This window comes from Mesorhizobium sp. M7A.F.Ca.MR.148.00.0.0, assembly GCF_003997735.1.
GTDB lineage: Bacteria > Pseudomonadota > Alphaproteobacteria > Rhizobiales > Rhizobiaceae > Mesorhizobium.
The window spans coordinates 11,921-30,616 of sequence record NZ_RZTB01000070.1 but is presented as its reverse complement, the minus strand read 5'-3'; the positions used below and the strand labels follow the sequence as shown (position 1 = coordinate 30,616).

Annotated in this window: 19 protein-coding genes and 1 pseudogene; 17 read left to right on the top strand and 3 right to left on the bottom strand. The window is 61.6% G+C overall.

Annotated features, from left to right (window positions below):
• Window positions 1-299 (top strand): annotated as a pseudogene (locus EOB49_RS37850) (hypothetical protein); the annotation flags it as partial.
• Here EOB49_RS37850 and EOB49_RS36550 read toward each other — a convergent pair.
• Window positions 271-786: a hypothetical protein gene (locus EOB49_RS36550; RefSeq protein WP_164781769.1), complete on the bottom strand. Its 516-nt coding sequence runs from the start codon at window positions 784-786 to the stop codon at window positions 271-273. The pseudogene EOB49_RS37850 and the gene EOB49_RS36550 overlap by 29 nt on opposite strands.
• Window positions 787-1,037: 251 nt before the next feature.
• Here EOB49_RS36550 and EOB49_RS22385 point away from each other — a divergent pair, with 251 nt between their 5' ends.
• From EOB49_RS22385 to EOB49_RS22325, 13 genes are all read left to right on the top strand, one after another.
• A complete protein-coding gene (locus EOB49_RS22385) occupies window positions 1,038-1,550 on the top strand; it encodes a hypothetical protein (RefSeq protein WP_127382260.1) in 513 nt (170 codons plus the stop codon).
• 1 nt (window position 1,551) lies between these two features.
• Window positions 1,552-4,104, top strand: coding sequence for an HNH endonuclease (locus EOB49_RS36965; RefSeq protein WP_206526128.1), 2,553 nt, complete (start codon window positions 1,552-1,554; stop codon window positions 4,102-4,104).
• A 2-nt stretch (window positions 4,105-4,106) separates the two neighbouring features.
• Complete coding sequence (locus tag EOB49_RS22375) at window positions 4,107-4,580, top strand: hypothetical protein (RefSeq protein ID WP_127321108.1); 474 nt, start codon at window positions 4,107-4,109, stop codon at window positions 4,578-4,580.
• 156 nt (window positions 4,581-4,736) lie between these two features.
• Window positions 4,737-7,085, top strand: a complete 2,349-nt coding sequence (locus EOB49_RS36545; RefSeq protein ID WP_164781768.1) for a hypothetical protein — start codon at window positions 4,737-4,739, stop codon at window positions 7,083-7,085.
• Window positions 7,086-7,227: 142 nt separating this feature from the next.
• On the top strand, window positions 7,228-7,512 hold the full coding sequence (locus EOB49_RS22365) for a hypothetical protein (RefSeq protein WP_127382259.1): 285 nt from the start codon (window positions 7,228-7,230) through the stop codon (window positions 7,510-7,512).
• Window positions 7,513-7,607: 95 nt separating this feature from the next.
• On the top strand, window positions 7,608-9,707 hold the full coding sequence (locus EOB49_RS22360; RefSeq protein ID WP_164781767.1) for a hypothetical protein: 2,100 nt from the start codon (window positions 7,608-7,610) through the stop codon (window positions 9,705-9,707).
• A gap of 67 nt (window positions 9,708-9,774) precedes the next feature.
• Window positions 9,775-11,070 (top strand): hypothetical protein, encoded by a 1,296-nt coding sequence (locus EOB49_RS22355; RefSeq protein WP_127382258.1) that lies wholly within the window; start codon window positions 9,775-9,777, stop codon window positions 11,068-11,070.
• A gap of 36 nt (window positions 11,071-11,106) precedes the next feature.
• Complete coding sequence (locus EOB49_RS22350; protein WP_127382257.1) at window positions 11,107-11,898, top strand: class I SAM-dependent methyltransferase; 792 nt, start codon at window positions 11,107-11,109, stop codon at window positions 11,896-11,898.
• 392 nt (window positions 11,899-12,290) lie between these two features.
• Entirely contained in the window at window positions 12,291-13,001 is a 711-nt protein-coding gene (locus EOB49_RS22345) for a glycosyl hydrolase 108 family protein (RefSeq protein WP_127382256.1), read from the top strand.
• On the top strand, window positions 12,998-13,216 hold the full coding sequence (locus EOB49_RS22340; RefSeq protein ID WP_027035106.1) for a hypothetical protein: 219 nt from the start codon (window positions 12,998-13,000) through the stop codon (window positions 13,214-13,216). Before EOB49_RS22345 ends, EOB49_RS22340 begins: the two co-directional genes overlap by 4 nt.
• A 1-nt stretch (window position 13,217) precedes the next feature.
• The gene (locus EOB49_RS22335) at window positions 13,218-13,451 is read left to right on the top strand and encodes a hypothetical protein (protein WP_127320026.1); all 234 of its coding nucleotides are present in this window, start codon (window positions 13,218-13,220) and stop codon (window positions 13,449-13,451) included.
• Complete coding sequence (locus EOB49_RS22330) at window positions 13,436-13,621, top strand: hypothetical protein (RefSeq protein ID WP_127271123.1); 186 nt, start codon at window positions 13,436-13,438, stop codon at window positions 13,619-13,621. The genes EOB49_RS22335 and EOB49_RS22330 overlap by 16 nt, the downstream gene beginning before the upstream one ends.
• Window positions 13,621-13,944 carry a hypothetical protein gene (locus EOB49_RS22325; protein ID WP_127320028.1) on the top strand — a complete coding sequence of 108 codons (324 nt, stop codon included), beginning with the start codon at window positions 13,621-13,623 and terminating at the stop codon, window positions 13,942-13,944. Before EOB49_RS22330 ends, EOB49_RS22325 begins: the two co-directional genes overlap by 1 nt.
• Window positions 13,945-14,070: 126 nt before the next feature.
• Here the strand turns inward: EOB49_RS22325 and EOB49_RS22320 are convergent, their stop codons facing one another.
• Together EOB49_RS22320 and EOB49_RS36540 are read right to left on the bottom strand one after the other, a co-directional pair.
• Window positions 14,071-14,778 carry a hypothetical protein gene (locus EOB49_RS22320; protein WP_127320030.1) on the bottom strand — a complete coding sequence of 236 codons (708 nt, stop codon included), beginning with the start codon at window positions 14,776-14,778 and terminating at the stop codon, window positions 14,071-14,073.
• Window positions 14,779-14,814: 36 nt separating this feature from the next.
• The gene (locus tag EOB49_RS36540; RefSeq protein WP_164761672.1) at window positions 14,815-14,985 is read right to left on the bottom strand and encodes a hypothetical protein; all 171 of its coding nucleotides are present in this window, start codon (window positions 14,983-14,985) and stop codon (window positions 14,815-14,817) included.
• Between the two features lie 68 nt (window positions 14,986-15,053).
• On the opposite strand from EOB49_RS36540, the gene EOB49_RS22315 reads away from it, so the two are divergent.
• The 3 genes from EOB49_RS22315 (at window position 15,054) to EOB49_RS22305 (ending at window position 18,683) form a co-directional block, all read left to right on the top strand.
• The gene (locus EOB49_RS22315) at window positions 15,054-16,619 is read left to right on the top strand and encodes a glycosyltransferase family 39 protein (RefSeq protein ID WP_164781766.1); all 1,566 of its coding nucleotides are present in this window, start codon (window positions 15,054-15,056) and stop codon (window positions 16,617-16,619) included.
• A 132-nt stretch (window positions 16,620-16,751) separates the two neighbouring features.
• Window positions 16,752-17,270 (top strand): peptide-methionine (S)-S-oxide reductase MsrA, encoded by a 519-nt coding sequence (msrA, locus tag EOB49_RS22310; RefSeq protein ID WP_127320034.1) that lies wholly within the window; start codon window positions 16,752-16,754, stop codon window positions 17,268-17,270.
• 381 nt (window positions 17,271-17,651) lie between these two features.
• Window positions 17,652-18,683 carry a formyltransferase family protein gene (locus tag EOB49_RS22305; RefSeq protein WP_127382255.1) on the top strand — a complete coding sequence of 344 codons (1,032 nt, stop codon included), beginning with the start codon at window positions 17,652-17,654 and terminating at the stop codon, window positions 18,681-18,683.
• Window positions 18,684-18,696: the final 13 nt, after the last annotated feature.

The following is an 18,696-nucleotide window of genomic DNA, read 5'->3' as shown; positions in this document are numbered from 1 at the left end:
TCGGCGGCCGCGACGGCTCCATCATCGGCCGCCGCAAGAAGGTGGCGAAAGTGATCCTGTCGCTGCTGGAGACCGACACCACGGGGCTTCAAGTCCAGTCCTTGATGCGCGGCCGCTGGGAGCCGGTGCGCATGCCCTCGATCGTTGCGCCGGACGGGCGGGCAACGCTGTTCACCGGCAATGTCGAGGTGCCGATCGACGACAGCTGGGAAGGGCAGGGCCGGGTGAGGATCCGCCACAACAACCCGACGCCCTGTACGATCAGGGCATTTACGCCGGTGTTTGACGCGGAGCCGTAACTAATCTCCCCCTCGAGGGGGGAGATAACCCTCTGCCCGCCCGCACTCCATCCACAAGGACACTCCTCCCATGACATCCCTCCATGCTGAAATCCTCGGCAGGGCGCGGACGGCTGCCGAATTCGCCGCCGTCATCGCCATGCTCGATACCGACCTCAACGACGCGCTTCACTGCAGAGCCGAACTGGCACAAGCCGAGGACCGCGCGGTCTTCGGCGATGGCGACCTGGCCGCCGCGCGTGCCGCGCTGGCCGATTGCAACGAGCAGATCGGGCTGCTGGAAAAGATCATCGTCGCTGCCGGCAAATGCCGTGCGGAGGCCGCTCGGAGCGAAGCGCGGGCCGACATCGCCGCGCTTGGCGACGAGATCAAGGCCAAAGCTGCAACGCTTGGCGAGCGCTGGCGCAGCGCCCGCCGGCTGGTCGAGTTGCTGCGCCAGGAATTGTTCGAGGCCGATGCGCTCGCCCGCACCATTGCCACCGCCCACGGCCTGTTCGATGCCGCCGGCGTCGCCGATCTGAAGATCAACCTGACCACCACCCGCCGCGCCGCTATGGCCGGCCCGCGGGCCGCTGCCCCGGTCTCAGCCGGCCGGCGCTGCAGGCCGACAGGCTGCTTGTGTCGTTCCTCACCCCCGGCGGTGTGCTCGACCCGCGCCCGGCGCTCGGCGCGCCGGTGGACGGCGTCAAAAGCAAATTCATCCCCGCAACCACCTCCTTTGGCGAACGAGGCTGAACCATGTGCACACTTGCCCTTATCGGCACCGCCCTTTCCGTTGGCGGCGCGCTGGTCGAAGGCCAGCAGTCGAAGCAGATGGCCGACTATCAGGCCAAGGCCTACGGACAGCAGGCGCAGGCCGAGGCGCAGAGTTCCGCCTTCGAACAAAGCCAGGAGCGCCACAAACAGGATCTCCTGCTGGGCCAGGCGCGCGCCCAGGCCGGCGCCTCGGGCGTCGGCATATCAGGCTCGCCGACCGAGGTGCTGGCCGCCAATGCCAGGCAGGGCCAGCTCGACCTCGACGCGATCCGGTACAGCTCGCAGCTGCGCCAGAACAATCTCAACAGCCAGGCCGCACTCTCGCGCTTCTCCGGCAAGCAGGCGGCGACGGCATCGATCTTCAACGCCGGCAGCGCGCTCGTTGGCGGCCTATCCAAAATCTACGACCCGACCAAGGCCGTGAGCCTCGGCGGTTCTGCATTTTCGCCTCGGGCGAGCGCGGCCATAGCCGGCGGCTATTCGGGGCTCTACTGAAATGGTCCACATCATCCCCCTTTCCATTGGCCAGCGCCGGCTCGATACCGGCAACGCGCCGCAATATCCGCAGGGATCGCCGATTGGCGGCGCCATGCAAGGGCTGGGCGGCCAGTTTTCCGCTGTCGCCGAGCGCTACCAGCAGATGAAGGATCAGCAGGAGGCGTTCGACGCCGAGCTTGCGCGCCGCCGGTTCAACGGCCAGATCGCGCAGGCGGAAGACGAAGTGGCGGCGAACGCGCCGGCCGACGGCAACGGCCTGCATGAGGCGATGTACGGCCAGGTCGATCCGTACAACGGCCGGGTGGTGAAGACTGGTCTGTTCGACAGGCTGTTCGACGATGCCTTGCCTGGTATGCCCGAAAGCCAGCGCGCTGGTTTCGTCGGGCAGAAGGAGGCGATGCGCGCGGTTGGCGCACGGCGCATGGCTCAGCGGCAACTCCAGCGGCGTGACGAGTATGAATTGGCCGAGTGGACCAAGGTCGACAACATCTCCACCGGTTCCATTGCACAGGGCGATCCGAACGACACCGAGACCTTCGAGGCGATCCGGAAGAGCGGGTTCGACCTGATCGCCAAGATCGGCAATCCGATCCTTCGGCAAACAGCCGAGGCCACCTGGCGCGGCAACACGGCCAAGGCGCTGGTCCAGGCGATGATCGCCAAGGACCCGAAGCGGGCTGCGGAGATGCTGGGTGCGGGGCAAGCCGCAAGCCGGACCAAGGACGATGCCGCCGAGGCGGTTGATGGCTCCAGTGCCTCGGGCACATCGACATTCGATAGAAGCAGTTCGACGACGCCTGATGACAAGCCAGCAATCCCACTCGACGCCATCACCTACCTGAAGCCCAGCGATCTCGCAGCGCTAAGGGATCAGGCCAACACTGCGACCGCAGCCCAACTGGTCGATGCTCGCGCGAAAGTGCAACTCGCGGAGCAAAACGCCCCGGCTGTCATCGCCGCCACGGGCGAATATCCCGAGGAGAAACCGACCGCACAGGATTTCGTCAATATCTATGGCGCGGAAGACGGCCCGAAGCGTTTTCAAACCTTCAACGTAACGGCTGGCATCGCTGGTTCGATCTTTGACATGCGCAGCGCGCCAAACCGGGCGATACATGCTGAGCTTCGGGATATTGAGCCCACGGCCGGCGGTTCACAGGAAGAGTGGACGCGGTACGAAGCAAAGGCTGCCGGCGCACAATTCGTTATGGGCGCCAGACGGGCAGACCCTGCCGCCTATGTCAGCCAAATGTTCCCGGGCAGGGCTCCCGACTGGGACAAGATCACAACTCCCGAGGACTACAAGGCTGCCATTACCTGGGCCGTTGCAGCCCAGCAGGAGATGGGTTTCGACAAGATATTGCCGTTGCCGCGGTCTGCCGCGGAAAGCCTTGCCGCGAAATTCATCGACCCAAGCGTGCCGTGGCGGCAGCGCATGACTGATCTGAGCACGATTTTTCTCGCTGTCCGCGATCCACGTTTCCGCCTTGAGATGGCGAGGCAATTGTTTCAGTCCGGCTTGCCTCGGCTGCGGCAGAACGCAACCGATCCGAAGCTGACACCAGCAGACATTCAGGCACGGGAAGATGCCCTGGCGACCGGCCTGTTGACTGTCGCATCGCATCCGGCTCGTTCACAATACAATGCCGCGTCGTTCTGGCTGCAACCTCTCCAAGCCGCCGATGACGTGGCCCGGCTGATGGCCAAAGGGATCACCTTTGGTCACGCGGACAAAGCCGCCGCCGGCCTCAATTCGCTTTTCTCCGACAAAAGCTATGAGGAGTTGCTCGTCGCCGAACGGACAGCGACGGAAGATGCCGAAGACCGGGCAGGGTCGGCAGCTCTGCCGGCGGAGCTCCTTGGCGGCGCTATCGCCGGACATGGTCTGGCGAGTTCGGGCATCACTCTCACGGGCAGGTTGGGCACCGCAGCCTTGGACGGCCTGACTGGTCTGGCCGCACGAACCGCTGTCGCCAGCGGCGAGGGTGCAATCTATGGCGCCGCATATGCGCATGGCTTGGATGAGGACATGCTGAGCGGTGCAGCCGCTGGGGCACTTTGGGGTGCCGGCGGCAATGTCCTTGCCGAAGGGCTCAGTGCCATTGGCAGCCAGGTGATGGCAAGGCTCGCTGGGCGATCCACCGATGACTCTATTGTCGCCAGCTCAGAAGCTGCGGTTCCTCAGGTTTCCGTAGATACTGGCGATACACAAATACAGGGAGCCAACCCTGGCAATTACAGCAGCGTGGTGGATCTGGCGACCGAAGGTGTCGAAACAGGCACTTTTAGCTGGGTTCATCCGGGGCGATACACCACCAATAAGGCTCTGCGTAAGGAATGGGAACTGAAGCATGGTCAGCCCTGGCCCAAGGATCCGGCTACGGGCCGAAATATGGATGTGTCCCATGAGATTCCACTGGCTGACGGTGGGCCAGATCACGTATCAAACATTCGACCTCGCCCTAGGGCTGATCATATGAAGCGCCACATGGACGCTCGAGACTTCGAGCGCTGGACTAGGCAAAGATTGCGCAACTGGGAAGGGAGCTAGCCATGGTGAACGAAGCCAAGCCAGACCTAGCGAGTGTTATGCGGTTACCGCCAGTGGATGTCAGCACAGGCGACAACGAGCTCGACTCTGCCCACGTTGAGGCTCGCAAACACCTCGAATTCTACGATTGGGTGCTGTCCATCAAGGGCGAGTATCTCGGATATGGCGCTGAAGGCATTATCTATATCTTTCTGTTTGAGATTGAGCCTGGAAGGCCAGACGTGCCGGAATGGATTTGGGTGATCGTGGGCGATGTGCCGCCGACATATATCCCCGCTGACGATACCAGGACTCCCTTCGAGGCTCTCGATGGCTATATCGGCGCCCTCGAAGATTGGGTTGAGGCCGCGCGCCACGGAAAATCCGTAGCGAAATTGATACCAGTCAATGTCGACGCGAATCCCGTCAACGCCGAGATACTGGCAAGTCGGCTCAAACTCCTCGACGAAAAGATTCTGCCGTTGCTTCGGCACTGATCTGCCGCACGCAGCCGCGCGAGCATCGTGAGCAGGGCTGAGGCCGGGCGGCAACCGAGTTGCTGCACGAGGGGTCGGCAGGGCGGACCGACCTGTAATTGAACCGCAATTTTCACAGCCTCGCTTTCGCGGGGCTTTTTTCATGGAGCAAGCCTCATGGCCCGACCTGTAACCGCCGCCGTTCGCCTGTTGACCGGCGAGCGCGAACCCGTGCGCCTGGCGACGACCGCGAACCTGGAGACGATCGTCATCGACGGCGTCGCCTGGATCCAGGGCCTCAAAATGGTTGACGGCGTCCAGACCGCGACCGGCGACCGGGTGCTGGTCAAGGACCAGGCGGACGCCAGGCTGAACGGCATCTATACGGCGTCGGAAGGCTACTGGTACCGCGCGGCCGATGCGCGCACGGGTCGCACCATGCAGAAGGGGACGACGGTGCATGTCCAGGAGGGCACGGCTTCGGCTGATTTCGTCTATGCCTTCCAGACAGTGAGCCCCGTGATCGGTGCCGACGACATTGTGCTGTCGTTTTACCAGTCCGACGATACCGTCGGCGATATCCAGGCAGCCGCGCAAGGCATCATCGACCAGGCCCAGGCGGCGGCGGATGTGGCGACGGGCGCCATGACAACCGTGCTCGATCCGCAATTTGCGACCAAGGCGACGGCGGAGGCGTACTCACCGGCGATCGCGCCGGATTATATCAGGACTGCCGGCTATTCGCAGGTCGGCGACGGCCAAGCCCTCTACAGGAAGAATGGCACCATTTCGGCGGGCGGGGGCGGTCTGGCGATCACGTTGCAAGGTGGAGCAAGAGCCGGCTTCGACATCGTCAACGCACCGAGGTCGAAGGAGATCAACATTCGCGCGGCGGGCGCCGACACGGCAGCCGGTAACAACAGGACCGCGTTTGTCAACGCCATTGCTGCCGCCGGGCAGGGCAGGCTGATCATCCCGGCTGGCACATTCTCGCTGGCGGGCAATATCGACATTCCGCAGGGGTTGACGGTCGAGTTTGATGACAGGGCGCTTTTGCAGCGTACCGAGGACGCCACGCACCTTTTCAACCTGAAGGGCGACAACCGCATCATCGCGCCGAAGGTCAACGGCGCCTGGAATCATGTCGCGGCTGCGAACGGCTTTGGCGTCTTCAACATCAGCGGCATTTCAGGTGTCACGATCGAGCATGGCACGCTCACCGGTACGCAAGGCGACCACTACCGCATTGCCGATTCCAGCTGGGTCTACATCGACGACGCCAGGGGCGACACGGCGCGCAACATCGTCACCATCAACGACGAGGTTTCCGGCACAAGTCACGTGTTTGTCCGCCGCGCTCGCGTGAGTGCCTATTTGAACGGTTTCGATGCGGAGAGCGACGACGACTGGCCGGTGAGCGATATCGAGGTGGATATCGACTGGACGCAGCTTGGCGGCGTTCAGCTTGGCGCGGCCGTCGCCTTCACCCGCAGCGCTGCGCCCGCCGGATCGGTGTTGAAGTACAAACGCCTTCACATCAGTGCCAAGTCCAGGGATGGCCTTTATGGTCTGGTGCTGCGAGGGGCCAAGGATATCGAGGTGCGCAGCCTGGTGACGGAAGGCGTGCAGCAAGGCATTCGCGCCGGCACCGGTCATCATATCGAAGATCTTCGCCTGCTGTCGTTCGACATCCAGGCGACGCATCAGGGGATCTATATCGAAACCCCGGCCGGGCAACAGATCTCGCGTGGCGTCAGGATTGGTGCCGGCCGCATCTTTGGGTTTACCCAGGCCAATGCCTACGGCGTCTTCAGCGCGGCGGATGAAACCATTGTGTCGGCCGACACGCTTGTCGACATGGGCGGCGCGGCGGCGTCCATTGGCGTTCGATTGAACGGCGACATGTCGCAAACCCATGCAGGCATCGCGGATGCGCGATCGTCCTATGTCGCCCTGTCGACAATATCGGGCGAACGGCAGAGGGCGACGGGTGGCCTTTTCAAGGCGACGACCGGCAGCGTCGTCAACGATGTGAAAATCAGCGGATCCTCGCCAAACGTCGAGGTGCGGGGCAACATCTACTCCGGTACGGCGACGGGCAAGCCAACCGATGACGGATCGCACATGGCGCTGATTGAAGGAAACCGGGGCGGCGATCTTTTCAAGGGCTATAAGTCGACGCCGGACGCAACGCCCGTTCTTATGATCTTCGAAGCCGGAAACAGCTTTGTTCCGATCAGGCCCGGGCAAGGCGCGAAGTTCACAGTCGATGTCGCTGCCCGCCGCACGGATGGTTCGTCGTCGACCAGCGCCGGCTATGTGTTCGCCGGCGTGATCCGCAACACAGGCGGTACCCTGGCAGTCGAAGGTGCGATCACCAAAACGGTGATCGGCGAATATGCGACCGACGCCGCATCGCTCGACGCCTCCGTCGCCGTGGGGGCTTCCGGAATTGAGGTGACCGTTACCGGCGTCGCGGCAAAGACCTATGGCTGGAACGCCGTTGTGCGGCTTCAGGAAGTTTGATGCTGCGTGGAACTTCGACGCTGCCAATGCCATCACAATTGCAGTTGATATCTGCCGGCTGATCCAAAGGCCCCCCTCTATCTCAAGACCAAAATCTCTTTCAGCCTCGCTTCGCGGGGCTTTTTTCATGGAGCACGCCAGCATGGCCCGATCTTCAGCCGCCGCCGTTCGCCTTCTGACCGGCGAGCGCGAACCTGTTCGCCTGGCGACGACCGCCAGCATTGCGCTTTCCGGCCTCCAGACCATCGACGGGGTGGCGACGGAGGTGGGCGACCGCGTGCTGGTCAAGGACCAGGCCGACCAGACGCAGAACGGTATCTATACGGTCAGCGAAGGCCGATGGTTCCGCGCTGCCGATGCCCGCACCGGGCGCACCATGCAGAAGGGAACGACGGTGCATGTCCAGCAGTCAGGGCAACGCCTCTGATCGATCCGCAATTCGCGACCAAGGCGACGGCCGAGGCATTTTACCCGCCGATAGCACCCACATACATCCGCACCGCCTTCTACGACAGCTCTCAGGTGGCAGGCAGCGGCGCTGTGTACCGCAAGAATGGAACGAATGTCGGGGATTTGGTGATCACGCTGAGCGATGGCATGACGAAGACAGGCTATACGCTCGCCTCAATTCCGGTGACGGCATCAATGCTCGGCGCGCGTGGTGGCGGTGCGAATGCCACGGCTGCTATCAGTGCACTGCTCGCGGGCAGCTATCCGCATGTGCTGATTGACGGCTCCTACCAGACCGACGGCAACCACACGATCTCGACAGCGAAGAAGCGCGTCGAATGCCTGGGCGGCTCTGCCCTGATCCTGCGCGCGCCAGTCGGCACCGTTACCGGCCACCATCCCGTCATCGATATTGCTGCCGATGACGTCCTGATAGACGGGGACCTCACGATTGATGGTGGATCACATGCCGGCTACCAGGCTTCTATCGGTATTCGCGTCGGCCTCTCCACTGGTGCACGCCGGAAGCGGCCGACAATTCGCGGCGTGAAAGTCCGCAATCTTGGCCTTGCCGGCGTGATGGCGCTCTGTGTCGACAGCCCGACGATTGAGGACATTGACGGCTATAACATCGTCACGCCAACCGGCGGCGAGTTTGGCGACACGGTTTACGTGGCCGGCGTCCGCAAGCCGATCGTGCGCAACATCCGGTCGGCGAAGTGCAAACGCGACGGTGTCGTGTTGACCTATACGGGAAATCTAAACACCACCGACGTGTTGGTCGATGGGGTTTTCGCGGACGCACATCTCGACAACCCCTCCGCCGGTGTCTGGGTGGAGATGACCGGTGCGCGAGATCCGAGAGGGATCATAACTAACGTGGTGGCGAATGACTGTCTGGTTGGCGTAGCCGCGACTGACGCCAACAGCGAGATCGTTATTTCGAATGTCAAGGCAATCGGCAACCGGCTCTCCGGTAGTTCTGCCGGTAACGTCTTCGGCGTTCAGATTCAGTCGGGTCGGCTCGATAACTGGTACATCGATCGTTACAACACCGCCCTGCAATTGGAGCCAAACGGCGAATTTCAGTTCGCCCTCAGCTCGCAAGTTGGATCGTTTGCGACTGGCGAAACGGTCAGCGGCGGCACCTCTGGCTCCGCCGGAACCCTGCGGTTCCAACATTTTGAAATCGTCATCACCGGTTCAACCGTCGACTATGAACTCGGTGAGACGGTGACAGGCGGTTCATCCGGCGCGACGGGCATCTTGGTCGACTTCTTTGCCAACGTGCTAAGGGTCTTGCCGATAAGCGGGACGTTTCAGGCCGGTGAGACAATCACTGGAGGCAACTCTGCGATTGCCAAAACAGCAAACAGCGCGACCCGGCGCATCTATGTGCGCGGTTCGGCCGGCATCTTTCCGGCTGGCGAGACGATCACGGGTGGAACGTCGGGTGCCACAGCCGTAATCGCCGCGCCCTACCAGACGCCTCTTGCGATCGGTCCGGGCACGTTGATGAACTGCTCGACCGACGCCGTCGTCGTTGCGAACGTAGTGACACCGGCGAGCCTTAGCCTTTCTGGCATCAGGGGAAACACCCAGTCGCATGGCATCCGGTTCAACCTTTCCGTGGGCCAACGGCTGCGCAAAGCCAGTCTCAGGGACATCGCCCTGAAAAACTCGACCTCCATTGGCGTTGCTTTTCGGGTAAGCACCGGCGGCGCGATAGACGAAATGCTGGTCGATGGCTTTGACATGACGGAATGGGTTGGTGATGGCACCGGCAGTTCCATCACGGCCGGCATCGTGACCAGGTTTATTGGCGGCAACAATCCCGGCCTGCAGGGGACGTCGAGTGTGCCGACCAATCTGACCGTCAACACAACGCTGTCCGGGCTTCACAACCGGGCACTCTGCCACAACAACGGGGCCGGCGCGACGCGGACACATACGCTGCCGCCTGCCGTGCCTGGCGTTCGGATCGGCTTTGCCGGAGTACACGCAACCCATGTCATGAACATCGAGCCCAACGGGACGGACACGATCAAGGGCGGCGGTGCAGGAAAATATCTCATTCTCGATCCCGGCGAGCGTGTAACCCTGGAGGCATACGCAACGGGCTCATGGGTGGTCAGCGCGACAGTCGGCTGGGCGGGCGATTTCGAGTTGTAGACTTTGTCGTTGTGAATGACCGAATCGCCTAGGTTGCTTTTTTGATCCAAATGGACGAACGAAAGATATGGTGCTCGCTCTGTGGTCAATGGTGGCCGTGACCACCTTTATACTTGTGGCCCGCCACAATCGGGTTTCTGTTGTAGCGATTGGCTATGTCGGCCTTCTTGCTTATTCGGTGCCCGCGCTGATTGGCTTCACGCGACCTGTGAGGGCGAAAGGATTGGTGCCATATCTCGAGCCGGCGTCGTCGGAAGCAATTCTGGTGATGGTCGCTGCTTGGCTAGGGTTCGGGTTGGCGCTGCTGCTGATGCCTTCCTCTGTGGACGGGGGGCGTCCCCCTTGTTACCAGCTGCACCCGATGCGGGTCACCTGGTTCATTCGGTGCGCGCTGATCATTTCTTTAGCCTGCTATGCATGGATGGCAAACAGGGCTGGACTTGAGTGGTACGCGATGGAGCGTGCCGACATCTATGACGCCGTTGGTGGGCTCATTTCGATCGTGTGGCGTTGGGTCAGCGGCATCGGCCTTCTGGCATCGATTTATTTCGATAGGTTGTGGGGTCGCGGCGCTCGTATTTATCAAGCCATCTTTGCGTTAATGGTCGCACTTAATGCGATCGCGGGTGATCGGACTGTCCCGGTGATCTTGGCAATGGCCTTCGCCATCGTGTTGTTGTGGGAGTGGCCGATAACGAAGGCGGCCCTGCATTGGAAGGCATGGGCGATCGGGCTGGCGACGCTTGCGATCATCTTCTTTATGAAGCCTTTCTATCTGGCCTACAAACGCGACCTGCCGTTTGGCAGGATGCTGGCAGGCGGTTCTGATCCGATGGCTATGGTGGCCTCCTGGGAAGCCTTCGGCACTCATGAAAACATCGAAGGGCTGATTAGGAGTAGCACGACCTATCCATGGTGGAACACGGTTCGCGATACCTTGGCGCAACTGCTAATCCAGCCGTCGGCCTTCGGCTTTGACAGCACTGGGTTCAACACGGTGCTCCAGACCCAGATATTTTCGCAGGCGTTGTACGGCTTGGCTGGTACATTCTGGGGGCAGGCGTGGGCGATTGGTGGTATTCCCGTTGTGATCGTATTTGGGTTGATCTATGGCGGAGCGTTGGTGGCGTTGCACCATGCTTCGCTCAAAAGTAAGGGTATGTGGTTCTTCTTCTGGATCATCCTCGGCAGCGTGATAGGGGTCTATGCGCACCGGAATGCCTTGGAGAACGTTCTTGCGCAGGCACGGCAGCCATTCGTCGGTTTCGTGACGATTCAGGTCTTGGTGTGGGTACTGCTCTTCGGGCGCTTCCATACCAGCGTTCCGGCTGTTCCGATTGTGGGTCGAGACTACGGCAAATGAACTGATGTTGAGCAGCGCCTTGGGGGAGGCAAATGAATGGTGGAGCAGGTATATCTCGATCAGCAGCATGATCGTCTTGTATTCATCGACCGACCAGCCGACGAAGGATTCTGGGACGATCGTTGGGCGCAATCCCTAACAGCAGCGGACATTCGGAAAAAGAGCGTCTTTGTCCAGCATGTTACCCGAAAGTATTTAAGCCCGCCTGATCGAGTGATTGATGCAGGCTGCGGTGTGGCCAACACAGTCTTTGGGCTCCATCACGCAGGGTTCGAGGCTTACGGATTAGACTTTGCCCCCGTAACCATCGCTAGGATCAAAAAGCACGCCCCAGAACTTAATATCGTTCTCGGTGACGTGCGAGAAATGCCATTCGAGGATGCCTTTTTCGAAGGGGTGTGGTCCTTGGGGGTGATCGAACACTTCAAGGATGGTTACGCATCGATCATCGAGGAGGCACGCCGAGTGCTGAAACCTGGCGGACTCCTTTTCCTAACTGTCCCCAGCGTGTCGCCATTGAGGCGTCTAAAGATGCGGCTCGGTCGATACGAAGATTTGAGTGCCGCGGACATGGCCCGATTTTACCAATTTGCCTTCACCCCGAACGACACAATTAGAACGATCAGCGGGATGGGGTTCCGGCTTTTGGAAAGTCGGTCCAGGGGCGGATATCTGGGGTTGATGCGGGAGAGCAACTTGTTAAAGCGCCTGCTTGAACCATTGTATGAGAGCCGGTCGCGACCGATGGTGACCTTAAGACGCGCGATCGACTTAGTGATCAGCCCAGTATCCTTTCACACAAAGCTGTTCGTCTTCAAAAAGCACTAGCTGAAACTCGCTGAATTTCGAACTCCTATTGATCTTTATCCTGACGGAGCTTCTCATCGATGTCTCTCAGGCTTTTGTTGTACGCGCGCGTCTCTCGCCGCACCCCTATCGTGGCAATAACTACCCACGCGATGGAGAAGGCGCTGATGAGGACTCCTAAAACTAAATGTTTTATGTCAGGCATATGTGCTTTTACGCGTCCTAGGTGCGTCAATGACTTACCGAGCGCACGAGTCTCTTGCTGATACTCAGAATTTTAAAGTCTGTATCTGCCAACTTGGCGAATGATATCCAGAATCATAATCGCCCGCGTCAAACCTAACCTCCACCCGGCGAACATACCAAAAATCAAAAACTGAACAACTGCCCGGAAGGGCGGAAAGGAAACCACCATGGACCGCAACTTCGCGCGGGCGCTTGCGCTTGTTCTCAAATCGGAAGGAGGATGGTCGGACAATCCGGCTGACCCCGGCGGCGCCACCATGAAGGGCGTGACGCTTGCCAGCTTCCGTCGCTATGTGAAGGCCGACGCGACGAAGGCGGATCTGCGTGCGATCAGCGACGCGCAGGTCGCCACCGTCTATCGCCGCTTCTACTGGGACGCTGTGCTCGGCGCCGAATTGCCCGATGGCGTCGACCACGCTGTGTTCGATTTCGCCGTCAACAGCGGGCCTGGCCGGGCGGCCATATATTTGCAGGCGGCCGTCGGCGTTGCGCAGGACGGGCGGATCGGACCGGTCACCGTCGCGGCGGCCAAGGCAAAGCCGGCCGGTGTGACCATCGATGCGCTTTGCGATGCGCGGCTGGCGTTCCTCAAGCGGTTGCCGACATGGGCAACATTCGGGCGCGGCTGGTCCGATCGGGTCAGGTCGGTGCGGGTTCAGGCCCTGCTGATGTCGGCGCAGCGCCCTGCGGCACCGGTGACCGCGGCGCCGCCGCCTAGGGTCGAAACATTGCCCAATGGGGCGCCCTCGGTTCGGCCCGTGCCGCCGGCGCCCGGCGGCAAGGCGGCTGCCGCGGCCGGCATCCTCGTTCTCATGGCCGGAGCGCTCGCGGCTTTCCGGCATCACGTCGCCGATTTTTTCGGGAGCCTGTTTCGATGAGATGGTTCAACACCAATGCGCTGCACAATCTCCTCAACACGCTGATCGCCATCATCTGCGGCGGCGCGCTCGCCGGCTTCGACTGGACGCTGCTCGGCGTGAGCGACCGCACCGCGCTTCAGATCAGCGGCGCCATTGCCCTTGCCAAGATCATCATCAACGCGGTGCGTGACGGGCCGCGCGGCATGGTCGCGCCGCCGGCCAAGGAGACATGAGATGGGAACACTCACCCTCGCGCTGCTTGGCCAGGCCTGGCCGTATCTTCTGGCAATTGGCGCCGCGCTTGCCGGTGCCTGGACAGCCTATGCCAAGGGCAAGGCCAGCCAGAAGGCCAGGCAGGATGCCGCCGACGCCGCGGCGCGCACCGAAGCCCAGAAGATCGACGATGCCGTCGCCGGCCGGGCGCCGGACGACAACAGGGGGAGGCTGGCCAGATGGTCAAAATCATAGCGCTCTCGCTGCTGCTGGCCGGCTGCACCACATCAGGCGGGTCGTTCTGCGCGGCCGGGCATCCCCTCCGGCCGACAAGGGCGGAGGCGGCGACCCTTTCCGACGCGTCGGTGGCGGCGATCCTGGCTCACAACGAAAAGGGCCAGAAGCTTTGCGGCTGGAGGCCATGATGAACGATCTTTTCGACCTGCTCGGCATCAAGGGACCGGTCGTGGCGGCGGGCCTCGCCGGCGGCGTTCTGCGCGCGCTGTCGCGGCATCGCTACAAGCTGCGCGAAATGGTGGCCTCGCCGATCTCCGGCGCACTTGCGGCGGCCTACCTGACGCTGCCGGCGGTGTCCTACGCTAGGATCGCCGGCCTGCCGATGCCCGATCCCGCCGACGACACCACCACGCTGGCGGCCGCCTTCCTGATCGGCGTCTGCGCCATGTGGATTTCGGACGTCCTGTTCGAGTTCGTGGTGCGGAGAGTCAGCCGCGCGCGGGACGAATAGCTGGTGCGGCGGCGATTGCTTGGCGGAATTGCCGAGGCACGTTTCCCGCGGCATCGAACCATCGAAGACAACCCAAAATAGCCCGTTCCGGTTCGCCGGGCGGGCCATTTTTGCGTTTTGGCCTGATCAAGCCAGAATGTTGACCGCGCGTGCCGCGACCAGCGCGATGGTCAGCAGCGAGATCATGGCCTCGGCCATCATCAGCAGCTTGGCGCGCTGGGAGAGTGGCAAGGTATCGGTCGGCGAAAATGCGGTCGCATTGGTGAAGGCGAGGAAGAAATAATCGACGAAGCCGGGCAGCCAATCTCGAAGCTCACGGTCGTTCAACGTCATCTGCGCGAACAGGAAATCGGCCTGTGCGAGCTTGACGAGGCCGCAGGTCGGCGGACCGCCGCGGTCGGTGCTCCAGAACCACAAGGCAAAAACGATGACGTTGGTGACCCAGATGTTGAGCGCGTCGATCAGCAGCGTCGTACCGCTACTGCCGGCATGGCCCTCCAGCAAGGCACGCACCAGCAGGACCAGCGAACCGCAATTGATGATGCTGATGATGGCGGTCATGGTCAGGGCTGTTCTGCGGATCATGACCCGAAACTGGCCGATCGCATGCCACTCGTGGTCCTCGACCGCCTTTCGGGTGGCGGCCTGAGTCCAGGCGGTGGCCACCGACAAGGGCAGCAGCAGGGCCGCCTCCAGCGCGGGCGCCAGCCAGCGCGGCCCGAATGAGAGATTGTTGATGACCAGAAGCTGCAGGCAGATGATGACGAGAACGGCCGCACGGGCCATCCAGAAATCGAGCGCACGGTAATGAATGACGGCATGGTGGTGGCGCATTTTTCAAATCCTGAATGCTTTGGGGACGGGAGCCGGTCAGGCGTAGGCGACGCCTGCCGCGATCACGCCCAAGGCGCCATGCCCGGCCTGTTCAGGGTGCTGCGGGATGGCGTGTTCCATTGTTGTCTTGCTGGCATGTGATGACGGGAGAGGCGGCATGGTGGCGCGAAACTCTGCCTCAATCTTGGTTTTGCCATGGTCGGCCAAGTATACATTTTCGTAAGCTTCAAGTTCTGGGCTGTTCGTAAAACCGTCCGGTGTGATTTATCCACCGCATGACGCGAATCGACGAAACCATGAACGGTTGGCTGCCGGTCGGCAGTTCTGTTCCAGGCGACTGGCGGCAGTCGTCGATCTGGCCGGGGCTGACGCGCTATCCAGAAGCCGGCCTGGCGCTTTTATGCCTGACGCAGATCCTGTGCTGGACCGTGGTGCCGGCGCTTGTCGATGCCGCCCCGCCCGGCGATGTCGTCGAGAGCTTCATGTGGGGTCGCGAATGGGTGCTTTTGACCTACAAGCATCCGCAACTCCCCGGCTGGCTGCTCGAGATCAGCCATCTTCTGACCGGATCGTTCCGCTGGCCGCAATATCTGCTCGCCCAGCTTATCGTTTCGGCGACCTTCGTCTTCGTCTACCTGCTGGCCCGCGACATGCTCGGGAGAACCCGCGCGCTGGCCGCCGTGCTTTTGATGCCGTCATTGTATTTCTTCGGCTGGCCGACACCGCAGTTCAATCATGATTACGCGCAGATGCCCTTCTGGGCCGCAATCTGCTGGCTGCTGTGGCGTGCGGGCCGTAGCGGTGGGCCGGGCTGGTGGCTGGCGCTCGGACTGGTGTCGGGCGTCGGGCTCTATGCCAAGTTTTCCACCGGGCTGCTGTTGCTCTTCGGGGCGATCTGGCTGTTGTCGGACACGCGGGCACGCAATCGGCTCGCCACGCCCTGGCCCTGGCTTGGGCTCGCGGTTTTCCTCGCCGTTGCCGCGCCACTGGCCATCCAGCTCTACCGAATCGATTTCCTGCCGCTGACCTATGTCGCCGGCCGCGATGAATGGGTGCTGGTTCACCGCGCCCGCCTTTACTATATCGGTGTCCAAATGGCGGGGCTCTGCGGCCTATTGCTGGTGCTGTCGATATCGGGGCTGTTGCGGCGTTCGCCCGCGCCGGAACAGCCCATTGAGCGCGGCGCGCTGGCCTATCTCGTGTGGATGGGGCTTGGTCCGGCGGTGCTTGTCATGGTGGCCTCGCTGTTTACCGGCGCCGGCGAGGCGTGGGGCGCGCCGATGTACAATCTGGTCGGCGTTGTGGCGATCGCCTTGCTGGGTCATCGGCTTGGCGCCGTCGAACTGCGACGGCTGGCGATCTGCGCGTTCGCCTGCATCCTCGGCATGTCCGGTGCCTATGCGGGCATCCGCTGGACGAGTTGCAATTTGCGCGGGCGCATGGATGCCGTCTGCTGGCCAGCGCGGCAGATTTCGGACGAAGCCGAGGCGGTCTGGCACGCGGCGGTGCCCGGTCGGCTCGACATCGTCGGCGGCGATACCCGCATCGCGTTGCTGGCGGGCCTCAACGCCTATGACAAGCCGTCGATCTTCACAGACCTCGACATGCGGCTCGCCCCCTGGATCACCAGCCAGCGGCTGCGCGATCACGGCATGCTTCTGGTCTGGCCCAGGAGCGGCGTGCCACCTCGGCTGCTGGCGTGGCTGGGAAACATCCCGGTCAAGACCGTTCTTTTCGACTGGTCGCTCAGGGCACCACCGGTGGCGATCAGCTTTGCCGCCATTCCGCCTGGCATGAAGCTACCGGGTTTGATCGACAGCCTCGCCCAACCGAGCAATTGAGGTAGATCCACCGCGTCCGCTGGACGAAGCAGGTGACAATGCCCATTTATGGCGACACCACTTGCTTTCACGCAATTCCAGACGGAAAACCGCTACACACTTTTCCTGGAATTGCTTTTGAGGAGACGTGACATGGCGACTTCGACCGAACGTGCAGTCCTTGCCGGCGGCTGTTTCTGGGGCATGCAGGATTTGATACGGCGCTATCCCGGCGTCATCTCCACCCGTGTCGGCTACAGCGGCGGCGACGTGCCCAACGCCACCTACCGCAACCACGGCACCCACGCCGAAGCCATCGAGATCAATTTCGATCCGGCCATCATAAGCTATCGCACGCTGCTGGAACGCTTTTTCCAGATCCACGATCCGACGACCCGCAACCGCCAGGGCAACGATGTCGGGACGAGTTATCGCTCGGCGATCTATTACACCAGCGACGAACAGAAGCGCGTCGCCGAGGACACCATCGCCGATGTCGATGCCTCGGGCCTGTGGCCGGGCAGGGTCGTCACCGAGGTCGCACCCGTTGGTCCGTTCTGGGAAGCCGAGCCCGAGCATCAGGATTATCTGGAGAAATATCCCAACGGATACACCTGCCACTTCGTCAGGCCAGGCTGGAAGCTGCCGGTTCGCGAGACGGCGGTTTCGTAGATTCGCAACTGCGATTTGCCCTGCATTGCTGCTCGACGGTGTCGTCGAGCAGGTCATCGCATCCAAACCCCTTTCAGTCAGCGCACCGTGTCGCGTCGGCCATTGAGCTTTCACAACGTCCGAGCGCTCTTCGAACGCCTTCGTCAACGGCGAATGCGGATGCGGTAGGCAAACACGGTCAGGTGGTTGACAGCCTGCCGTATCGCGGTCCAATTGCGCAGGAAGAGTTGATTTCGGGAGACGGGCCGTGAAGAAAATCTACGAAAAGCCAGTGTTTGTAAAACGCGAGCGTCTTTCGGTTGTCACTGCCTTGGCATCGCCTTCCACTCAGCCGACCTGACAAGCTCGCCCTGATCTGTCGGCCCGTTTGAGCCGCCGAAGATGAGGCCGATCGAATCGACCGATCACTCGGAGCCGATCACAGCCGTTTTTGTCCTCGATATCTCTAACCATACGGGGCCTCTGCTCGCCGGCTGGCTAGAGGCTGGAAATGCAATTGGCGCGATCATCGTGCCTGGGTTCCGGCGTCGTCCCACCGGTTTCAGCATCGGCAATTTCCGACGAAGGCTTCAACGCAAGCTGCTGCTCAGGCGGTTTGTCGGTAACACGCCTGTCAAGTTGATCGAATTTGGCCGCCCTTACGATTGGAATGCGCTTGGTCGCCAATTGTCTGACCTCCGCGCCGATGTGCTGGTCTGCTACACTTTGCCTGTCTTGATCCCTCAAGAGGTTCTTGGCCATTTTTCCAAAGGCGGGGTCAACCTCCACCCGGCGCTGCTCCCCGACTATCGAGGGCCACATCCGACCCAGCGCTTGGCCGTGGACGGCCGGTGTGCGGCTCATGGCGGCGTCACGCTCCACAAGATGTCCGCCGGTTTTGACGAGGGTGACATTCTCGGGCAGGTGCCGTTTTCCGAAGCTGACTGGACCTCGAGAGAAGCCTTGGTCGACAGCACGGCAACCGCTATGCGGATTCTGGTGAGCGAGGCGGTGCCGGCCTACTGCCGGGGGCTGTTGTCAGGAATGCCGCAGCCGAAAGGCGACTTCGTCTGGGCACGGCTTCAGCCCAGCCACCTGATAATCTCGCCGGCCATGTCGGTCGAGCATGTTGTACGGCTATGGCATGTGCTCGGCCTTCTGCCAGGCATCTATCTTGAAATCGGAACGCGCAAAGTCAGGCTGGGATTCCAGATCAGAAGGCTGGGGCCTTGCACAGGAAAGGCTCCGGTCAGGCGGTGGGGAACAGTGGAATTCGATCTCGCCAACGGTCGGGTCCTGTATTTTACTTACGGTAGAGTGCTCAAACGGCTGCTCAATTCAAAACACCTGTTTTTGCGCCCGCCCGCCGGAAAACCCGCTCCACAAATCCGGCTGTTCGGCAAAACGAGTGCTGCGGACCAGAGAAATGGATGAAGCCGCTGGGCGA

Excerpts from the sequence above, each read along its gene's own strand:
- EOB49_RS22375 (WP_127321108.1), top strand. The coding sequence starts at position 4,107 with ATGGTGAACGAAGCCAAGCCAGACCTAGCGAGTGTTATGCGGTTACCG.
- EOB49_RS22350 (WP_127382257.1), top strand. The coding sequence starts at position 11,107 with ATGGTGGAGCAGGTATATCTCGATCAGCAGCATGATCGTCTTGTATTC.
- EOB49_RS36965 (WP_206526128.1), top strand. The coding sequence starts at position 1,552 with ATGGTCCACATCATCCCCCTTTCCATTGGCCAGCGCCGGCTCGATACC.
- EOB49_RS22305 (WP_127382255.1), top strand. The coding sequence starts at position 17,652 with ATGAGGCCGATCGAATCGACCGATCACTCGGAGCCGATCACAGCCGTT.
- EOB49_RS22385 (WP_127382260.1), top strand. The coding sequence starts at position 1,038 with ATGTGCACACTTGCCCTTATCGGCACCGCCCTTTCCGTTGGCGGCGCG.
- EOB49_RS22345 (WP_127382256.1), top strand. The coding sequence starts at position 12,291 with ATGGACCGCAACTTCGCGCGGGCGCTTGCGCTTGTTCTCAAATCGGAA.
- EOB49_RS22315 (WP_164781766.1), top strand. The coding sequence starts at position 15,054 with ATGACGCGAATCGACGAAACCATGAACGGTTGGCTGCCGGTCGGCAGT.
- EOB49_RS22340 (WP_027035106.1), top strand. The coding sequence starts at position 12,998 with ATGAGATGGTTCAACACCAATGCGCTGCACAATCTCCTCAACACGCTG.
- EOB49_RS22325 (WP_127320028.1), top strand. The coding sequence starts at position 13,621 with ATGAACGATCTTTTCGACCTGCTCGGCATCAAGGGACCGGTCGTGGCG.
- msrA (WP_127320034.1), top strand. The coding sequence starts at position 16,752 with ATGGCGACTTCGACCGAACGTGCAGTCCTTGCCGGCGGCTGTTTCTGG.
- EOB49_RS22365 (WP_127382259.1), top strand. The coding sequence starts at position 7,228 with ATGGCCCGATCTTCAGCCGCCGCCGTTCGCCTTCTGACCGGCGAGCGC.
- EOB49_RS22355 (WP_127382258.1), top strand. The coding sequence starts at position 9,775 with ATGGTGCTCGCTCTGTGGTCAATGGTGGCCGTGACCACCTTTATACTT.
- EOB49_RS22335 (WP_127320026.1), top strand. The coding sequence starts at position 13,218 with ATGGGAACACTCACCCTCGCGCTGCTTGGCCAGGCCTGGCCGTATCTT.
- EOB49_RS22320 (WP_127320030.1), bottom strand. The coding sequence starts at position 14,778 with ATGCGCCACCACCATGCCGTCATTCATTACCGTGCGCTCGATTTCTGG.
- EOB49_RS22330 (WP_127271123.1), top strand. The coding sequence starts at position 13,436 with ATGGTCAAAATCATAGCGCTCTCGCTGCTGCTGGCCGGCTGCACCACA.
- EOB49_RS36545 (WP_164781768.1), top strand. The coding sequence starts at position 4,737 with ATGGCCCGACCTGTAACCGCCGCCGTTCGCCTGTTGACCGGCGAGCGC.